This is a genomic window from Bradyrhizobium sp. AUGA SZCCT0105, from assembly GCF_018129565.1.
GTDB lineage: Bacteria > Pseudomonadota > Alphaproteobacteria > Rhizobiales > Xanthobacteraceae > Bradyrhizobium.
Genome location: NZ_JAFCMK010000004.1, coordinates 627,006 through 642,329, shown reverse-complemented (window position 1 = coordinate 642,329; position 15,324 = coordinate 627,006). Strand labels below are relative to the sequence as shown.

The following is a 15,324-nucleotide window of genomic DNA, read 5'->3' as shown; positions in this document are numbered from 1 at the left end:
GAACGCAGAATCCGCTGTGAAAAAATGCGGCGGCTGATGCGGATTTTACGCGAATTGACTCCGTATTCACGCGGAGAGCGCGCCCGGAGCGTGATCTTGCGGAGACGGCCGCACACTTCTCCGAGCGCGTTCTAGCGTCCGGTCGAGCCGAAGCCGCCGCTGCCGCGATCGGTCGGCGACAGCACGTCGACCGGAACCAGCTCGGCCCGGGTGACCGGCGCGATCACCATTTGCGCGATGCGCTCGCCACGCCGGATCGAAAACACCTCCTGGCCGTGATTGATCAGGAGCACATTGATCTCGCCGCGATAGTCGGCGTCGATCGTGCCGGGCGAGTTCAGCACCGTGACGCCGTATTTGACGGCGAGGCCGGAACGCGGCCGCACCTGCGCCTCGTAGCCCGGCGGCAGCGCGATCGTCAGCCCGGTCGGAACCATCTCGTAGCGGCCCGGCAGCAGCAGCAGCGGCGCCGACCGCGGCACCGCGGCCAGGAGGTCGAGCCCCGCTGCGTCGGCGGTCTGGTAGATCGGCAGCAGAAGATCTGCGCCATGCGGCAATTGGTGGACTTCAACCTTGATGGTGGCGCTCACGATGCGGTTCCTACGGCTCTCGCGATGCGCGACACCAGCGCGCTCGCGACTTCTTCCTTGGTCATGACCGGCCAGGAGTCGACGGTGACGTCCTTGCCCTCGCGCGAGAGCAGGTGAACGGTGTTGCGATCGCCGCCCATCACGCCGGTCGCCGGCGAGACGTCGTTGGCGACGATCCAGTCGCAGCCCTTGCGCGCGAACTTCGCCTTGGCGTTCTCGATCAGATGCTCGGTCTCGGCGGCAAAGCCGATCACCAGCGGCGGCCGCTTCTCCTTCAGCTTGGAGATCGTCGCGAGGATGTCGGGGTTCTCGACGAGCTGCAGCGGCGGCATCCCGGCCGCCGTCTTTTTCAGTTTCTGGCTGCCTTCGGTTGCGACCCGCCAGTCGGCGACCGCGGCGGCAAAGATCGCGACGTCGACCGGCAGCGCGGCCTCGACCCGGTGCAGCATGTCGCGCGCGGACTCTACCCGCATGACGGAGATGCCCTGGGGATCGCCGAGCTCGACCGGGCCGGTCACCAGCACGACCTCGGCGCCAGCGGCGCGCGCAGCGGCGGCAATGGCGAAGCCCTGCTTGCCGGACGAGCGGTTCGCGATGTAGCGGACCGGATCGATCGCCTCATGGGTCGGGCCGGCGGTGATCAGCACGCGCTTGCCGGCGAGCGGGCGCGGCTGCGGCGGCCGCAGCATGCGGTCGGCGGCGGCGGCGATCTCGGTCGGCTCGGCCATCCGCCCGACGCCGGCCTCACCGGCTTCCGCCATCTCGCCTGCATTCGGACCGACGGTGTGGACGCCGTCGCGGCGCAGCTGCAGCACGTTGCGGCGGGTCGCCGGATTGTTCCACATCAGCGGATTCATCGCCGGCGCCAGCAAGATCGGCCGGTTGGCCGCAAGCAGCGTGGCGGTGGCGAGGTCGTCGGCATGGCCCTGCGCCATCTTGGCCATCAGGTCGGCAGTCGCCGGCGCCACCACGATCAGATCGCAGTCCCGCGCCAGGCGGATATGGCCGGCGTCGAACTCGCTCTCGGCGTCGAACAGGTCGGTGTAGACCCGCTCATGCGACAGGGCGCTGGCGGCGAGCGGCGTGACGAACTGCTGCGCCGCCTTGGTCAGCACGCAGCGGACCTGGATGTGCCGCTCCTTGAGCCGCCGGATCAAATCCAGCGCCTTGTAGGCCGCGATCCCGCCACCGATGATCAGGGTCACGCGGGGCTCGCCGGCCACGCTGGCGACCCGTGGAGCAGCGGCTGCAACCGTCAGGGAACCCGGACTGGGCGCCTCCGCGGGCGCCGTACCGCCCTCTGCGAGCTCCCGGAGGATCACCCGGATCTCTTCCTCGACCGAGCGCCCGTTTTTGGCGGAGCGGAGCCGCAGATAGGCCTTCAGCGTGTCGTCGAGTTTGCGGATGGTCAGGCTGGCCATGGCGTGCCCCCAGCATCATGCTCAAGAACGATAGCGATGCTATCACATAGTGCATGCATTGCAATCAGTGGGCTCGAATGGCGAAAAAGATTGCGATCAGGGCGGCGGCAATGACCCAGAGGCCGACGGTCTGCACCCGCGCCTTGCGGGCCTCGGCGCGGGCCATTTCGTCGATCGAGTCCGACGACAGCATGTGGCCCTCCCGCGTCATGGTCTCGAGCTGCTCGAGCACCGTCACGGCGCGGCTGGCGATCGATGGCAGGTTGGCGATGACGCGGCCGAGCTCGCCCACACCCGATATCGCGCCCTGGATGCGTCCGGCCGGACCGAGATTGTGCGTGATCCATTCGCGCACCACCGGGTCTGCGACCTTCCAGATGTCGAGCTTGGGATCGAAGCCGCGCGCGACGCCCTCGACCACCACCATGGTCTTCTGCAGCAGGATCAGTTCGGGCCGCGTCTGCATGTCGAACAGTCCGGTGACCTCGAGCAGAAGCGTCAACAGCTTCGCCATCGAGATTTCCTCGGCAGTGCGGTTGTGGATCGGCTCGCCGATGGCGCGGATCGCCTGCGCGAAATTCTCCACCGAATGATGGCTCGGCACATAGCCGGCCTCGAAATGCACCTCGGCGACGCGGCGATAGTCGCGGGTGATGAAGCCGAGCAGGATCTCGGCAAGGAAGCGCCGCTCCTTCAGCCCGAGCCGTCCCATGATGCCGAAATCGACCGCGACCAGCCGGCCGGCCTCGTCGAGGAACAGATTGCCCGGATGCATGTCGGCATGGAAGAAGCCGTCGCGCAGCGCGTGGCGCAGGAAGCTCTGGATCACCTTGCGGCCGAGATCGGGCAGGTCGACCTGGGCCTCCGCCAGCCGGGCGTGGTCGTTCAGCGCGATGCCGTCGATCCACTCCATCGTCAGCACGCTGTGGGCGGTGCGATCCCAATCCACCGCGGGCACGCGGAAATCCGGATCGTCGCGGATGTTCTCGGCCATCTCGGACAGCGCGGCCGCCTCGAGCCGCAGGTCCATCTCCATCGCGACCGAGCGCGACATCGTGTTGATGACCTCGATCAGCCGCAGACGTCGCGCCTCGGCGGAATGCGTCTCGGCCTTGTGCGCGACAAAGAAGAAGTCGCCGAGGTCACGGCGGAAGCGCGCCGCGACGTTGGGCCGGAGCACCTTGACCGCAACCTGATGCCGGACGCCGTCGCGCTCGACCTCGGCGCGGTGCACCTGCGCGATCGAGGCTGCGGCAACCGCCGGACCCAGATGCACAAAGGCCTGCGACAGCGGCCGTTCCAGCGATTGCGTGAGGACCGCTTCGGCCTCTTCCTGCGCGAATGGCGGCAGCCGGTCCTGCAGGGCTTCGAGATCGCGCGCCATCGCCACGCCGACGACGTCGGGCCGGGTGGCGAGGAATTGCCCGAGCTTGAGATAGGCGGGCCCGAGCCGGGTCAGCGCGCGCGACAGCCGCGGACCTGACTTGGCGGAGCGGCGCTCGATCAGCCGCGCCAGCTTCAGCGCGAGCTGCCCGGGCGGCGGCACCAGCGAGGGATCGACGACGCCGAACACGCCCTCGCGCGCAAACACGAAGCCGGCGCGGGCAAGGCGCGCGATGTGGGTCAGTGCAGAGATCACAAACGCCAGCCCGAATGCAGCGCCACGATGCCGCCGGAGAGGCTCTGCCACTTCACGCGCGCAAAGCCGGCGGCGCCGATCATGTCGGCGAACGCGTTCGGCCGCGGGAATTTGCGGATCGACTCGACGAGATATTGATAGGACTCGGCATCACCGGTGACGACGCGGCCGAGCGGCGGGATCACCTTGAAGGAGAACAGGTCGTAGATCCGGTCGAGGCCGGGCACATCGACAGTGGAGAACTCCAGGCACAGGAAGCGGCTGCCGGGCTTGAGCACCCGGTAGGCCTCGCGCAGCGCGAGGTCGATCTGCGGCACGTTGCGGATGCCGAACGCGATGGTGTAGGCGTCGAACGCGCGGTCGGCGAAACCCAGTGCCTCGGCATTGCCCTCGACGAACGACACCCGGTCATCGAGGTGCTGTTTGGCGGCGCGTTCGCGGCCGATGGCGAGCATGTCGGTATTGATGTCGCAGACCGTGGCATGAAAGCCGGTGCCCGCGGTCTTGGCCGCCCGGAACGCGATGTCACCGGTGCCGCCGGCGACGTCGAGCAGCGCGAACGGCCGGTCGCCCTTCGGCGGATCGAGCGTCGTGATCATGACGTCCTTCCAGGCCCGGTGCAGGCCGACCGACATCAGATCGTTCATCAGGTCGTAGCGGGACGCCACGCTGTGAAACACCTCGTTCACCAGCGTCTGCTTCTCGCCCAGGGGCACGTCCCTGAAGCCGAAATGGGTGGTTTGATCCGGCCGATCCATCACTCAGAACTCTTACCTTTTTGGTCGCGTTTTCTTCACGCGAACCGGTGCCCGCTTCGCTCGAAAACGCTCCAGCCAGACCATAGCGCGGCGGCCGCAATGGCGCTATCACGTCACTTCCAAAAGGTGAATGCCTCCTATGCCGGAATTACCCGAAGTCGAGACCGTCCGCCGCGGCCTGCAACCGGCCATGGAAGGGTCCAAAATCCTCAAGGCCGAGGCCCGCCGCAAGGATTTGCGGTTTCCGTTCCAGAAAGACTTCATCGCCCGGCTCGAGGGCCAGACCATCACCGGGCTCGGCCGCCGTGCCAAATATCTGATGGCGGACCTGAACTCCGGCGACGTGCTGCTGATGCATCTGGGCATGTCGGGCTCGTTCCGCGTGCTGAAGCAGGACGGCGCGGCGGCGCCGGGGCAATTCCATCATCCGCGCAGCGAGGATCGCGCGCATGATCACGTCGTGTTCCACATGTCGTCCGGCGCGGCCGTCGTCTTCAACGATCCGCGGCGCTTCGGCTACATGAAGATCATTGCCCGCAACGCGATCGAGGATGAACCGCTGTTGAAGGGGCTCGGTCCCGAGCCGCTCGGCAATGAGTTCGACGCGGCGATGCTGGCGCGCTCCTGCCACAACAAGAAGACCAGCCTGAAGGCCGCACTGCTCGATCAGCGCGTGGTGGCAGGACTTGGCAACATCTATGTCTGCGAGGCGCTGTTTCGCTCGCATCTGTCGCCGCGGCGATTGGCCGCGACGCTTGCAACCAAGAAGGCCGAGCCCACCGACCACGCCAAACGGCTGGTCGACGCGATTCATTCGGTGCTCAACCAGGCGATCAAGGCCGGCGGCTCCTCGATCAGCGACCATCGATTGACCAACGGCGATCTCGGCTACTTCCAGCATTCCTTCCAGGTCTACGACCGCGAAGGCGAGACATGCCGCACGTCGGGCTGCGCGGGCATCGTCAGGCGCTTCACCCAGAACGGCCGCTCCACGTTCTGGTGCCCGAAGTGCCAGAAGTAACATGTTCGAGACGCCACGCATCGAGACGCGACGCCTGATCCTGCGGCCGCTTGCGCTGTCGGATGCCGCGGCGATCCAGCGTCACTTCAACAATTGGAACGTGATCAAGACGCTCGCCACGGTGGTGCCGTGGCCGTATCCCGACGACGGCGCGGAAAGTTTCATCAAGCGCGAGTTGGACAAGATCGCGGCCGGCGAGGAAAGCTATCAATGGGTGCTGGTGCTGCGCGCCGGTGATGGCGAGGCGATCGGCAACATCAATTTCCGGCCGCGTGCCGACGGCCGCAAAGGCAATCGCGGGTTCTGGCTGGCCGAGCCTTACTGGAATTGCGGCCTCATGACCGAGGCGATCGCCGCGGTGAATGACTTCGCCTTCCTGACGCTCGGCCTCGATCACTTCCACGTCTGCAACGCGCAGTCCAACGTCGCCTCGCGCCGGGTCAAGCAGAAGACCGGAGCCGAATTCGTCGGCTTCGTCGAACTTGCACACCACAATGGCGAGTCCCGAGCGGAGAAGTGGAAGGTCACGCGCGAAACCTGGCTGCGCGATCGCCCGGCGACGTGACGCCGTTTGCGAATGCCGCCGTGGGGAAATTCGCGGCGGCTTGACCGCGGATGCGAGGCCGCAGAACATGGGTCCCATCGCTCCATCAACAACGAGAACACAATGGCGATGAACGGCAACTGGCGCGATCGCGCCGCGACAAGCTTTCAGTGCGAGAAACAGCCGGCCACCAGCAGCCGCGGCATGGTGGTGAGCAATCATCCGCTGGCGTCGAGCGCCGGTGCCGAGATGCTGGCGGCCGGCGGCAACGCGATCGATGCGGCGATTGCGACCCTGTTCACGCTGACCGTGGTCGAGCCGATGATGGTCGGCATCATCGGCGGCGGCATGGCGCATATCCGCCTCGCGGACGGCAGCCATCGCTTCATCGACGGCCAGAGCACGGTGCCGAAGGCAGTGCGGCCGGATACCTACACCTCGAAGCCCGGCTCGGCGCATGACGTGTTCGACACCGTCGGCAACGAGAATTTGAACGGGCCGAAGGCGGTCGCGGTGCCGGGCTCCTTGAAGGCCTGGTGCGAAACCCTGCGCCGCTTCGGCACCATGAGCTTGGCCGACGTGATGCAGCCCGCGATCAAGCATGCTGCGCGCGGCTATGCGGCGACGCCCTACTTACACGAATGCATCACCGACGGCGCCGAGGAGATGCTGAAGGACAAGCCGATCTCGGCGATCTATCTGCCCAACGGCACCCCGCTGAAGCCGGGCGAGCGTGTGGTGCAGGCCGAATATGCCGAGACGCTGAAATACATCGCCGACCACGGCGACAACGCGCTCTATCAGGGACCGCTCGGCGACATCCTGGTCGACTACATGAAGAAGCACGGCGGCTTCATCGCGCAGGAGGATCTCGCGACCTACAAGACCGTCGAGCGGCAGCCGATCCGCTGCGACTACCGCGGCTGGGAAATCCTCGGGCCCCCGCCGCCGGCAGCGTCGGGCGTGCACATCACGCAGATGCTCAACATCCTCGAAGGCTACGACGTCGCGCGCCTCGGCTTCGGCACGACCGAGACGATCCATTATCTCGCCGAGGTGCTGAAGATCGCCTTTGCCGATCGCGCGGCGGCGAGCGGCGATCCCGCCTATATCAACGTGCCGGTGGAGCGGCTGACCTCGAAGGCCTATGCCGACGAGCGCCGCCGCGCGATCGATCCCGACCGCGCGCAGGCCTGGGGCGCCGGCGTCAGCCAGCTCGAGAGCGCGCACACCACGCACATGACCTCGGCGGATGCGATGGGCAATGTGGTCGCGACCACCCAGACCATCAACAATCTGTTCGGGGCCAAGATCCTGATCCCGGGCCTCGGCGCCGTGCCGAACAATTACATGAACCTGTTCGATCCGCGGCCGGGACACGCGCTGTCGCTCGCAGCGGGCAAGCGCGTCACCACCTCGATGTCGCCGATGATGGCGCTGCGCGACGGCAGGCTGGTTTACGCGCTCGGCCTGCCAGGCGGGAAGCGCATCTTCCCGAGCGCGATGCAGGCGCTGATCAACCTGATCGACCACGGCATGGACCTGCAGGAGGCGGTCGAGGCGCCACGGGTGTGGACCGAGGGCAACGCCCTGGAGGTCGAGCAGGCAGTCCCGGAGAGTATCCGCGCCGCGCTGTCTGCGAAGGGCCACAAGGTGCAAGCGGTGCCGACGGTTGCCGGCGGCATGAACGCGATCCAGTTCCACGCTGACGGGACGATGTCGGGCGCGGCCTGCTGGCGCGCCGACGGCACGCCGGTCGGCATCGCCGGCGGCCTGGCCCGCGCCGGGGTGCGGTTTGCGCTAAGGTGACGCCGCCTCAACGTCGTCCTGGCGAAAGCCAGGACCCATTACCCCAAATCTCACTGTTGTGCGACGCCGGGGGCCGCGATCCGTTTCCATCGCTGAATGCGGTGGTTATGGGTCCTGGCTTTCGCCAGGACGACGCATGGGAAGAGTCGTGGCTGATTCACAGGAGTCTCTGGAATACCCGATCGCCCGCATGCGCGGGCGACGACCGCATTCTACTTCCTGACGCAGATCACGCGGACCACGGCGGCCTTGGCGTCAGCCGATTCGCCTGACGCGTTGACGCCGTGCGCTTTCAGGAAGCTGCGCACCGTGTCGGCCGGCACCAAAGCCGCCTGCGCCGGCGGTGCCGCGTTTGCTGGGCCTGCAACGATGACCGGTTTCAGCACCGCGATGCCGGCAAATTTGCCGCCGCCGTCGAGTGCCGCCGCGCCGGAGAATCCGATCGCGGGCGGCGGTGACAGCGCCTGATCGCCGCCGCCGAGTTGCGCCACCGAGGCCTTGACGCTGCTCGCGGCCGCGCCGCCGCCCTGGTTCTGCGGATCGGCGATGCCGGTGATGTCGAGCGCGGTCTGCGTCGCCTGGCCTGCGATGTTGAGCGCCTTCAGTCCGCGCGCGCCATAGATGCGCAGCAGTGCGAGATCGTGCTCCTTGTCCGCCGCGACCCGATCGGCATTGCCGTAGCCCGGGATCGTCAGTGCGATGCAGTCGTCGGTCGCGACGCGGTCGGTGATGACCGCACCATCGTCGCTGACCACGACGCCGGTGGCATATTCGACGGTCTTGCGCGGCGGCGGGCCGGCCTGCACGCCGGACGGAAATGCGTTGAAGGCGCTCGACATCGCGATCACCACCGGCTCGACGGTGGTCTGCATCGCCTGATCATAGAGAATGGTGAGGATGCGGACCTCGTCACCCTTCAAGGTGCCGCGCAGATAGAACTTCTTCAGTCCCTGCATGCCCGACAGCACGAAGAAATCCGGCTTCACCACGGTGTAGTCGATGGTGCGGCCGGCCGGCTCCTTCTTTTCCTGCTCGGCAAGCTTTGCGGTGGTCGGGCTCGCTTCCTTGCGCCGGGTCAGCAGCACCTGGACGGTACCGGTCGGCGAAGTCCATTTGGCGCCGGAGGCGTCGCTGGTGAGCTGTGGCACCAGCTTGGTGGGAATGCCGAGCCGCGCTCCGGTGGCAGGCTCGGTGACGACCCTCCAGCCGACGCTCTCCTGCTTCCGCCGCGCAGTGTCGGCGAGCACGCCGCGCTCCTGCGGATTCAGCACCCCGGTCGGCTTGCCGCCGCGGTTCTTCTGGAATTCCTTGATCGCATTGACCATGCGCTCGCTGACGTCGCCTGATATCGCGCCGTTATATTCGCCGACCCAGGCGAGGTCAGACTGCAGCGCCAGCCGCTCGGCCTGCGCCATCGCATTGGCGGTGTCCTCCGGCTTCTGCAGCGCGGGGCGGACCGGCACCGTCGTCACGGTCTTCGGCTTGGCCCCAGCCGTCGTCGGCGGCGTCAACTGGGCGTGCGCGGCGCCCATACCTGCGACCATCACGGCCGCGACCATCGATGTTGCCGAAAGCACCAATCTCATGACAAATCCGGGGGAAATGACTGATACCATTGACGTCCACGCAATTAAGCACATCTGCTTGGTCGGCAACAACCGCGCTCCGGTTCAGGGAACAGCGCGCAGGACATAAAGATGCTGAGTGCCGACGAACTTGAACGCTATGCCCGCCACATCGTGCTGCGCGAAGTGGGCGGCCCCGGTCAGAATGCGCTGAAAGAGGCGTCGGTACTGGTGATCGGCGCCGGCGGTCTTGGCGCGCCGGTGCTGATGTATCTGGCCGCCGCCGGCGTCGGCCGGCTCGGCGTGATCGATGATGACATCGTCTCGCTCTCCAATTTGCAGCGCCAGATCATCCATACGACGTCGGATATCGGTCAGCGCAAGGTCGACAGCGCGGCGGCGCAGATTGGTGCGCTCAACCCGCATGTGGCGTTCGAGGCGCATCCAGTGCGGCTCACCGCCGACAATGCGATGGCGCTGATTGCGAATTACGATCTTGTGCTCGACGGCTCCGACAATTTCGAAACGCGATACCTCGTCGCCGATGCCTGCTTCCTCGCGAAGCGGCCGCTGATCACGGCGGCGCTGGGCCAGTTCGACGGTTCGCTGACCACGATCCGCGCGCATGAGAAGAATGCGGACGGCGTGTTCAACCCGACCTATCGCTGCCTGTTCCCGGAGGCGCCACCGCCGGGCACGGTGCCGGCCTGCGCCGAGGCCGGCGTGATGGGCGCGCTCGCCGGCGTGCTGGGATCGATGATGGCGCTGGAGGCGATCCGCGAGATCGTCGGCTTCGGCGAGGGCCTGGTCGGCCGTCTGTTGATGGTGGATGCGCGCGCGATGCGGTTCGAAACCTTGCGCTACGCGCGCGATCCGCAGAACCCGCTCAACGGTGATGCACCAGGGATCACCGATCTGAGCGGGCATCTGTAGAGGTCAGGACGCAGTCACGGACTTCTCGCTGTCCATGTGCCGCAGGTGCTCCTCCGGATAGCGCCCGCCGGCGGCCGCGCCAGGCGGAAACGCTTCGGCGAGTGCGGCGAGATGCGCCGCGGTCAGTTTCACATCGCGCGCGCCGAGTGCCTCGGTCAGCCGCTCGCGCCGCCGCGCGCCGACCAGCGGCACGATGTCCTTGCCTTGCGCCGCGACCCAGGCAATCGCGACCTGGGCCGGGGAGGCGCCGATCTCGCCGGCGATGCCGCGCAGCCGATCGGCGAGAGCGAGGTTGGTGTCGATGTTGCCGGCCTGGAAGCGCGGGCTCATCAGGCGGAAATCTTTTTCGCCTGCCTGGTTCTTCGACCAGTGCCCGCTGATCAGCCCGCGTGCCAGCACGCCATAGGCGGTGACGCCGATGCCAAGCTCGCGGCAGGTCTTCAGGATGTCGGTCTCGATGCCACGCGAGATCAGCGAATACTCGATCTGCAGATCGGCGATCGGATGCACCTTGTGGGCGCGGCGAATGGTGTCGGAGCCCACTTCGGAGAGGCCGATATGCCTGATCCAGCCGGCCTTGATCATGTCCGCCATCGCGCCGACAGTGTCCTCGATCGGCACATTGGGATCGAGCCGCGCCGGGCGATAGATATCGATGTGATCGACGCCGAGCCGCTGCAGCGAATAGGCGACGAAATTCTTCAGCGCATTGGGCCGGCAGTCATAGCCGAGAAAGCCGTAGTTGCGATCGCGCAGCACGCCGAACTTGACACTGATCACGAGATTGTCGCGGCTGCGGCTCTTCAGCGCCTCGCCGATCAGCATCTCGTTGTGGCCCATGCCGTAGAAGTCGCCGGTGTCGAGCAGCGTGATGCCGGCCTCGAGCGCGGCATGGATGGTGGCGATGCTCTCGCCGCCGTCGGTCGGGCCGTAGAAGTCGGACATGCCCATGCAGCCGAGGCCGATCAGCGAAACCGCCGGGCCGGTGGAACCGAGTTTGCGTGTGTCCATGATGGTGTTCCCAAAACGTTGCAGCGGATGATCCGCCGCCAATGACGCGGCTGATATGGGCCGGTTCGGTTTTTGGAATAAGCTGGACAATCCCGAATGGGTTGTTCACTATATCGAACAATGCAGGATTTCGACCTTCGCGACCTCGATGCCTTCGTGACGGTGGCGCGCACGCGCAACTTCCGGCGTGCCGCGCTGGAGAGCCGCGTCTCGGTCTCGAGCCTCAGCCAGCGCCTGCGCGACATGGAGGAGCGGCTCGGCGTCCGCCTGATGAACCGCACCACCCGCAGCGTTGCATTGACCGAGGCCGGCGAGTTGCTGCTCGCCCGTGTCGCGCCGGCAATGGTCAACGTTGCCGACGCGATCACCGAGGTGCGCGGCCTGCGCACCGAGCCGTCGGGCCGCCTGCGCATCAACGCGCCGCCGCCCGCGGTCGATCTCGTGCTGGCGCCGATGATCGCGCCGTTCCTCGCCCGATATCCGCAAGTCGAGCTCGACGTGGTCGCCGAGAGTGCGTTCGTTGACGTCGTCGCGCAGGGCTTCGACGCCGGCGTGCGCTATGGCGAGCACCTGGCGCAGGACATGATTGCCGTCCAACTCGGCGCGCCGCAGCGTTACGCGGTGGTGGCGTCAGGCGACTATGTCGCGAAGCATGGCCGGCCGACGCATCCGAAGGATCTGCTGGCGCATGCCTGCATCCGCAGCCGCTTCAGCAACGGCGTGTTGTTCGACTGGGAGTTCGAGAAGAGCGGCCGCGTGGTGAAGATTTCGCCGCCGGCCAAGCTGACCGCGACCTATCTCGGCCTCGCGCTGCGCGCGGTGCATGACGGCGTCGGTTACTGGGCGACGTTCGAGGGCTATGTCCGCTACGGCATCAAATCCGGCGCGCTGGTCAGCGTGCTCGACGACTGGTGTCCGCCGTTTGACGGGCCGTTTTTGTACTACCCGAGCCGCCGTCAGCCGCCGCCGGCGCTCGCCGCGTTCGTGTCGTTCGTTGCCGATTGGCGCAAGCAGGCGCGGCGGAAGACGAAGCCGAGCTAGACCCACATCGTCGTCCCGGCCTTGAGCCGGGACCCATAACCACAGCTCTTACAATTACGAACGCTGGAGCTCCAGCTCGGTGCAACCATGAACATCGGTGGTTATGGGTCCCTGCCTTCGCAGGGACGACACCGAATGTTGGTCGGCCGCGCCGGCTACTTTGCATGGGGTTGTTTTCGATATTTTGGCGGCTAGCCCTGCGACGGCAGGGCTATCCACGTCCCGTAGCCCGGATGAAGCGAAGCGCAATCCGGGGGCGGTCTTGACGCGGCGATGCTGTCCCGGATTTCGCTGCGCTCCATCCGGGCTACGAACCCTACAACATGCTCGGCAGCACGCGATCCGGCGGCTTGTGGGCGTCGAGGAAGGTTCGGATGTTGATGATCACCTTCTCGCCCATTTCGACGCGGCCTTCGATCGTGGCCGAGCCCATATGCGGCAACAGCGTCACCTTGCCGGCTCTGGCGAGCCGCACCAGCTTCGGGTTTACCGCGGGCTCGTGCTCATAGACGTCAAGGCCTGCGCCGCCGACATCGCCGGCTTCGATCAGCTTGATCAACGTGTCCTCGTCGATCACCTCGCCGCGCGCGGTGTTGACGATATAGGCTTCCTTCCGGATCAGCTTGAGCCGCCGCGCCGAGAGCAGATGATAGGTCGCCGGCGTGTGCGGGCAGTTCACCGAGATGATGTCCATCCGCGCCAGCATCTGGTCGAGGCTTTCCCAATAGGTCGCCCCCAACTCCTCGGCGATGACGGGCGCGACCGGCCGGCGGTTGTGATAGTGGATCTGGAGGCCGAAAGCGCGGGCGCGGCGCGCCACGGCCTGGCCGATGCGGCCCATGCCGATGATGCCGAGCCGCTTGCCGCCGATGCGGTGGCCCAGCATCCAGGTCGGCGACCAGCCGGCCCAGTGCTGCTTGCCTTCGGTCAGGATCGCGGCGCCTTCAATCATGCGCCTCGGCACCGCAAGGATCAGCGCCATGGTCATGTCGGCGGTGTCCTCGGTCAGCACCTTCGGCGTATTGGTCACCGTGATGCCGCGGGCATGCGCGGCGGTGACGTCGATATTGTCGACGCCATTGCCGAAATTGGCGATCAGCTTCAGCTTGCAGTCGGGCTGATTGATCACGTCCTCGCGGATCATGTCGGTCACGGTCGGCACCAGCACGTCGGCGGTCCTCGCCGCCTCCGCGATCTGCTCCGGCGTCATCGGCGTGTCGTCGAGATTCAGTCTGGCATCGAACAGCTCGCGCATCCGGGTCTCGATCGAGTCCGGCAGCTTGCGGGTGACGACGACGAGAGGCTTTTTCTTCACCGACATGTCCTGCTTTCATGAGGCGCGCGGCCCGTCAAAAACCGAGCCGTTGAGGCCTCATTAACCCGGTTGTTCGACACTGCTGATAGCCGCGCTGTCCCGGCGTTTCCTTCGCGTTTCCTAGGGTTCCCCGATACTTGCCCCGGCTGTCGCCAAGGGGAGACAACGGGAAATTCGGGTGTTCTGGCTCTCAGGCGTTCCGTCCTCTCTAGCAGAAGGCCGGGCCAAGACAAGAACCCCTCGGATCGATGCGGGCAGGGACGCGCAGGGGCCTTCGGGCACGGGTTTGAATTTGGGTTCGGGTTGCAGCTCGCCGAATGCGGGTTGGGCATCTCGGCAGGAGACGAGTTGATGGTCTGGCGTTTGGGTTCATTGGTGGCTTTGGTCGGGAGCATGCTGAGTGCGTCGGTCATGCCCGGACATACCGCCAAGGATCTGAGCCCCACCACCAGCGGCCTGCCGATTCCGCGCTATGTCAGCCTGAAATCCGATCACGTGAACGTCCGGGCCGGCCCGACCAAGGACAATGACGTCGCCTGGGTCTACACGCGGTCGGGGCTGCCGGTCGAGATCACCGCCGAGTTCGAGAACTGGCGCCGGGTGCGCGATTCCGAGGGCGCCGAAGGCTGGGTCTATCACTCCCTGCTGTCCGGCCGCCGCACCGCGGTCGTCACGATGAAGAACAAGGACGATTTGGCCTCGCTGTACGATCGTCCCGACGCCACCAGCGCCATCGCGGCGCGCCTGCAGGCCGGCGTCGTCGCGCAGGTCAAAAAATGCGCCAATAACTGGTGCCGGGTCACCGGTAACGGGTTCGACGGCTGGATCGAGCAGCAACGCCTGTGGGGAGTCTACGCCGACGAGAAGGTGGACTGACGCAGTCCTGAAACGACAATGGCCGGGACGAGCCCGGCCATCACAACTCAAATCGATGCCAAGGCCGGATCAGCGCTTCTTGCGCAGCCGCACGACCATGTCGACGCGGGAAATCTCGTAGCCATCAGGCACGTTGGGCATCTTCGACAGCACGAGGTTCGGGTCGGGAATGTCGACCAGCTCGTGGTTGTGCTCGAGATAGAAGTGGTGATGCGTCGACACGTTGGTGTCGAAATAGGTCTTGGTGCCATCGACGCTGACCTGGCGCAGCAGGCCGGCATCGGTCAGCTGGTTGAGCGTGTTGTAGACGGTCGCCAGCGACACCGGAACCTTGGCCAGCGTGGCTTCCTCGTACAGCATTTCAGCGGTCAGGTGGCGGGCTCCCTTGCCGAACAGCAGCCAACCCAGCGCCATGCGCTGACGGGTCGGCCGGAGGCCGGCAGACTGCAGCATCTCGTTGACGTCATGCCACGGACAACCGGTCAGGGCAGGGTGGTGCCCAGCGCCCCGGGCAGCCGGGTGCACGGCATCATCGTTCACAGCCGGTACTTCGTCGTTCATATCCACTCTATGCACCCAACTCAGGCAATATTCCTTATAAATATAAAAAGGATGCCCATCAGATGCAAGTTTTTCGCAACTAGAACGAATCCAAGCTGCGGTAGAAACCTAAGGAGAAACGGCAATTTATCATCGGAATGCCGCTTTGCCGCCCAGTTAGCCCTATGTTAGAGAGCGCGCGGACCACATATGCGCTTTCGGCAGGGATAACAGGCCGGTAGCGTACCCAGGTAGCGCCAA

14 protein-coding genes are annotated in these 15,324 nt (G+C 65.9%); 6 read left to right on the top strand and 8 right to left on the bottom strand.

Annotated elements, in window-relative coordinates:
- Positions 1–131: 131 nt before the first annotated feature.
- From dut to ubiE, 4 genes are all read right to left on the bottom strand, one after another.
- Positions 132–590, bottom strand: a complete 459-nt coding sequence (gene dut, locus JQ573_RS22590; RefSeq protein WP_212312523.1) for a dUTP diphosphatase — start codon at positions 588–590, stop codon at positions 132–134.
- Positions 587–2,011, bottom strand: coding sequence for a bifunctional phosphopantothenoylcysteine decarboxylase/phosphopantothenate--cysteine ligase CoaBC (gene coaBC / locus JQ573_RS22585; RefSeq protein ID WP_212312521.1), 1,425 nt, complete (start codon positions 2,009–2,011; stop codon positions 587–589). The genes dut and coaBC overlap by 4 nt, the downstream gene beginning before the upstream one ends.
- Before the next feature lie 64 nt (positions 2,012–2,075).
- Positions 2,076–3,650, bottom strand: coding sequence for a 2-polyprenylphenol 6-hydroxylase (ubiB, locus tag JQ573_RS22580; protein WP_212312519.1), 1,575 nt, complete (start codon positions 3,648–3,650; stop codon positions 2,076–2,078).
- On the bottom strand, positions 3,647–4,408 hold the full coding sequence (ubiE, locus tag JQ573_RS22575) for a bifunctional demethylmenaquinone methyltransferase/2-methoxy-6-polyprenyl-1,4-benzoquinol methylase UbiE (RefSeq protein ID WP_212312511.1): 762 nt from the start codon (positions 4,406–4,408) through the stop codon (positions 3,647–3,649). The genes ubiB and ubiE overlap by 4 nt, the downstream gene beginning before the upstream one ends.
- Positions 4,409–4,547: 139 nt before the next feature.
- On the opposite strand from ubiE, the gene mutM reads away from it, so the two are divergent.
- From mutM to ggt, 3 genes are all read left to right on the top strand, one after another.
- The gene (gene mutM / locus JQ573_RS22570; RefSeq protein WP_212312508.1) at positions 4,548–5,429 is read left to right on the top strand and encodes a bifunctional DNA-formamidopyrimidine glycosylase/DNA-(apurinic or apyrimidinic site) lyase; all 882 of its coding nucleotides are present in this window, start codon (positions 4,548–4,550) and stop codon (positions 5,427–5,429) included.
- Between the two features lies 1 nt (position 5,430).
- A complete protein-coding gene (locus JQ573_RS22565; protein ID WP_212312506.1) occupies positions 5,431–5,994 on the top strand; it encodes a GNAT family N-acetyltransferase in 564 nt (187 codons plus the stop codon).
- Positions 5,995–6,102: 108 nt separating this feature from the next.
- Complete coding sequence (gene ggt / locus JQ573_RS22560; protein WP_212312963.1) at positions 6,103–7,782, top strand: gamma-glutamyltransferase; 1,680 nt, start codon at positions 6,103–6,105, stop codon at positions 7,780–7,782.
- Between the two features lie 212 nt (positions 7,783–7,994).
- Here the strand turns inward: ggt and JQ573_RS22555 are convergent, their stop codons facing one another.
- The gene (locus tag JQ573_RS22555) at positions 7,995–9,368 is read right to left on the bottom strand and encodes a serine protease (RefSeq protein ID WP_212312504.1); all 1,374 of its coding nucleotides are present in this window, start codon (positions 9,366–9,368) and stop codon (positions 7,995–7,997) included.
- 111 nt (positions 9,369–9,479) lie between these two features.
- On the opposite strand from JQ573_RS22555, the gene JQ573_RS22550 reads away from it, so the two are divergent.
- Positions 9,480–10,280, top strand: coding sequence for a molybdopterin-synthase adenylyltransferase MoeB (locus tag JQ573_RS22550; RefSeq protein ID WP_212312502.1), 801 nt, complete (start codon positions 9,480–9,482; stop codon positions 10,278–10,280).
- Between the two features lie 3 nt (positions 10,281–10,283).
- On the opposite strand, the gene JQ573_RS22545 is transcribed toward JQ573_RS22550, so the two are convergent.
- On the bottom strand, positions 10,284–11,291 hold the full coding sequence (locus JQ573_RS22545) for an aldo/keto reductase (RefSeq protein WP_212312495.1): 1,008 nt from the start codon (positions 11,289–11,291) through the stop codon (positions 10,284–10,286).
- Between the two features lie 120 nt (positions 11,292–11,411).
- Between JQ573_RS22545 and JQ573_RS22540 the strand changes: the two genes are divergently transcribed.
- Positions 11,412–12,332, top strand: coding sequence for a LysR family transcriptional regulator (locus tag JQ573_RS22540; protein WP_212312487.1), 921 nt, complete (start codon positions 11,412–11,414; stop codon positions 12,330–12,332).
- 316 nt (positions 12,333–12,648) lie between these two features.
- Here JQ573_RS22540 and JQ573_RS22535 read toward each other — a convergent pair whose 3' ends face one another.
- A complete protein-coding gene (locus tag JQ573_RS22535) occupies positions 12,649–13,653 on the bottom strand; it encodes a D-glycerate dehydrogenase (RefSeq protein WP_212312485.1) in 1,005 nt (334 codons plus the stop codon).
- A 345-nt stretch (positions 13,654–13,998) separates the two neighbouring features.
- On the opposite strand from JQ573_RS22535, the gene JQ573_RS22530 reads away from it, so the two are divergent.
- On the top strand, positions 13,999–14,523 hold the full coding sequence (locus JQ573_RS22530; protein WP_097671295.1) for an SH3 domain-containing protein: 525 nt from the start codon (positions 13,999–14,001) through the stop codon (positions 14,521–14,523).
- Positions 14,524–14,592: 69 nt separating this feature from the next.
- Here the strand turns inward: JQ573_RS22530 and irrA are convergent, their stop codons facing one another.
- Complete coding sequence (gene irrA / locus JQ573_RS22525; protein WP_163156898.1) at positions 14,593–15,084, bottom strand: iron response transcriptional regulator IrrA; 492 nt, start codon at positions 15,082–15,084, stop codon at positions 14,593–14,595.
- Positions 15,085–15,324 lie beyond the last annotated feature (240 nt).

What these genes read in the sequence shown, in the direction of transcription:
- coaBC (WP_212312521.1), bottom strand. Translation starts at nt 2,011, where the DNA reads ATGGCCAGCCTGACCATCCGCAAACTCGACGACACGCTGAAGGCCTAT.
- ubiE (WP_212312511.1), bottom strand. Translation starts at nt 4,408, where the DNA reads ATGGATCGGCCGGATCAAACCACCCATTTCGGCTTCAGGGACGTGCCC.
- mutM (WP_212312508.1), top strand. Translation starts at nt 4,548, where the DNA reads ATGCCGGAATTACCCGAAGTCGAGACCGTCCGCCGCGGCCTGCAACCG.
- JQ573_RS22565 (WP_212312506.1), top strand. Translation starts at nt 5,431, where the DNA reads ATGTTCGAGACGCCACGCATCGAGACGCGACGCCTGATCCTGCGGCCG.
- ggt (WP_212312963.1), top strand. Translation starts at nt 6,103, where the DNA reads ATGAACGGCAACTGGCGCGATCGCGCCGCGACAAGCTTTCAGTGCGAG.
- JQ573_RS22555 (WP_212312504.1), bottom strand. Translation starts at nt 9,368, where the DNA reads ATGAGATTGGTGCTTTCGGCAACATCGATGGTCGCGGCCGTGATGGTC.
- JQ573_RS22550 (WP_212312502.1), top strand. Translation starts at nt 9,480, where the DNA reads ATGCTGAGTGCCGACGAACTTGAACGCTATGCCCGCCACATCGTGCTG.
- JQ573_RS22545 (WP_212312495.1), bottom strand. Translation starts at nt 11,291, where the DNA reads ATGGACACACGCAAACTCGGTTCCACCGGCCCGGCGGTTTCGCTGATC.
- JQ573_RS22540 (WP_212312487.1), top strand. Translation starts at nt 11,412, where the DNA reads ATGCAGGATTTCGACCTTCGCGACCTCGATGCCTTCGTGACGGTGGCG.
- JQ573_RS22535 (WP_212312485.1), bottom strand. Translation starts at nt 13,653, where the DNA reads ATGTCGGTGAAGAAAAAGCCTCTCGTCGTCGTCACCCGCAAGCTGCCG.
- JQ573_RS22530 (WP_097671295.1), top strand. Translation starts at nt 13,999, where the DNA reads ATGGTCTGGCGTTTGGGTTCATTGGTGGCTTTGGTCGGGAGCATGCTG.
- irrA (WP_163156898.1), bottom strand. Translation starts at nt 15,084, where the DNA reads ATGAACGACGAAGTACCGGCTGTGAACGATGATGCCGTGCACCCGGCT.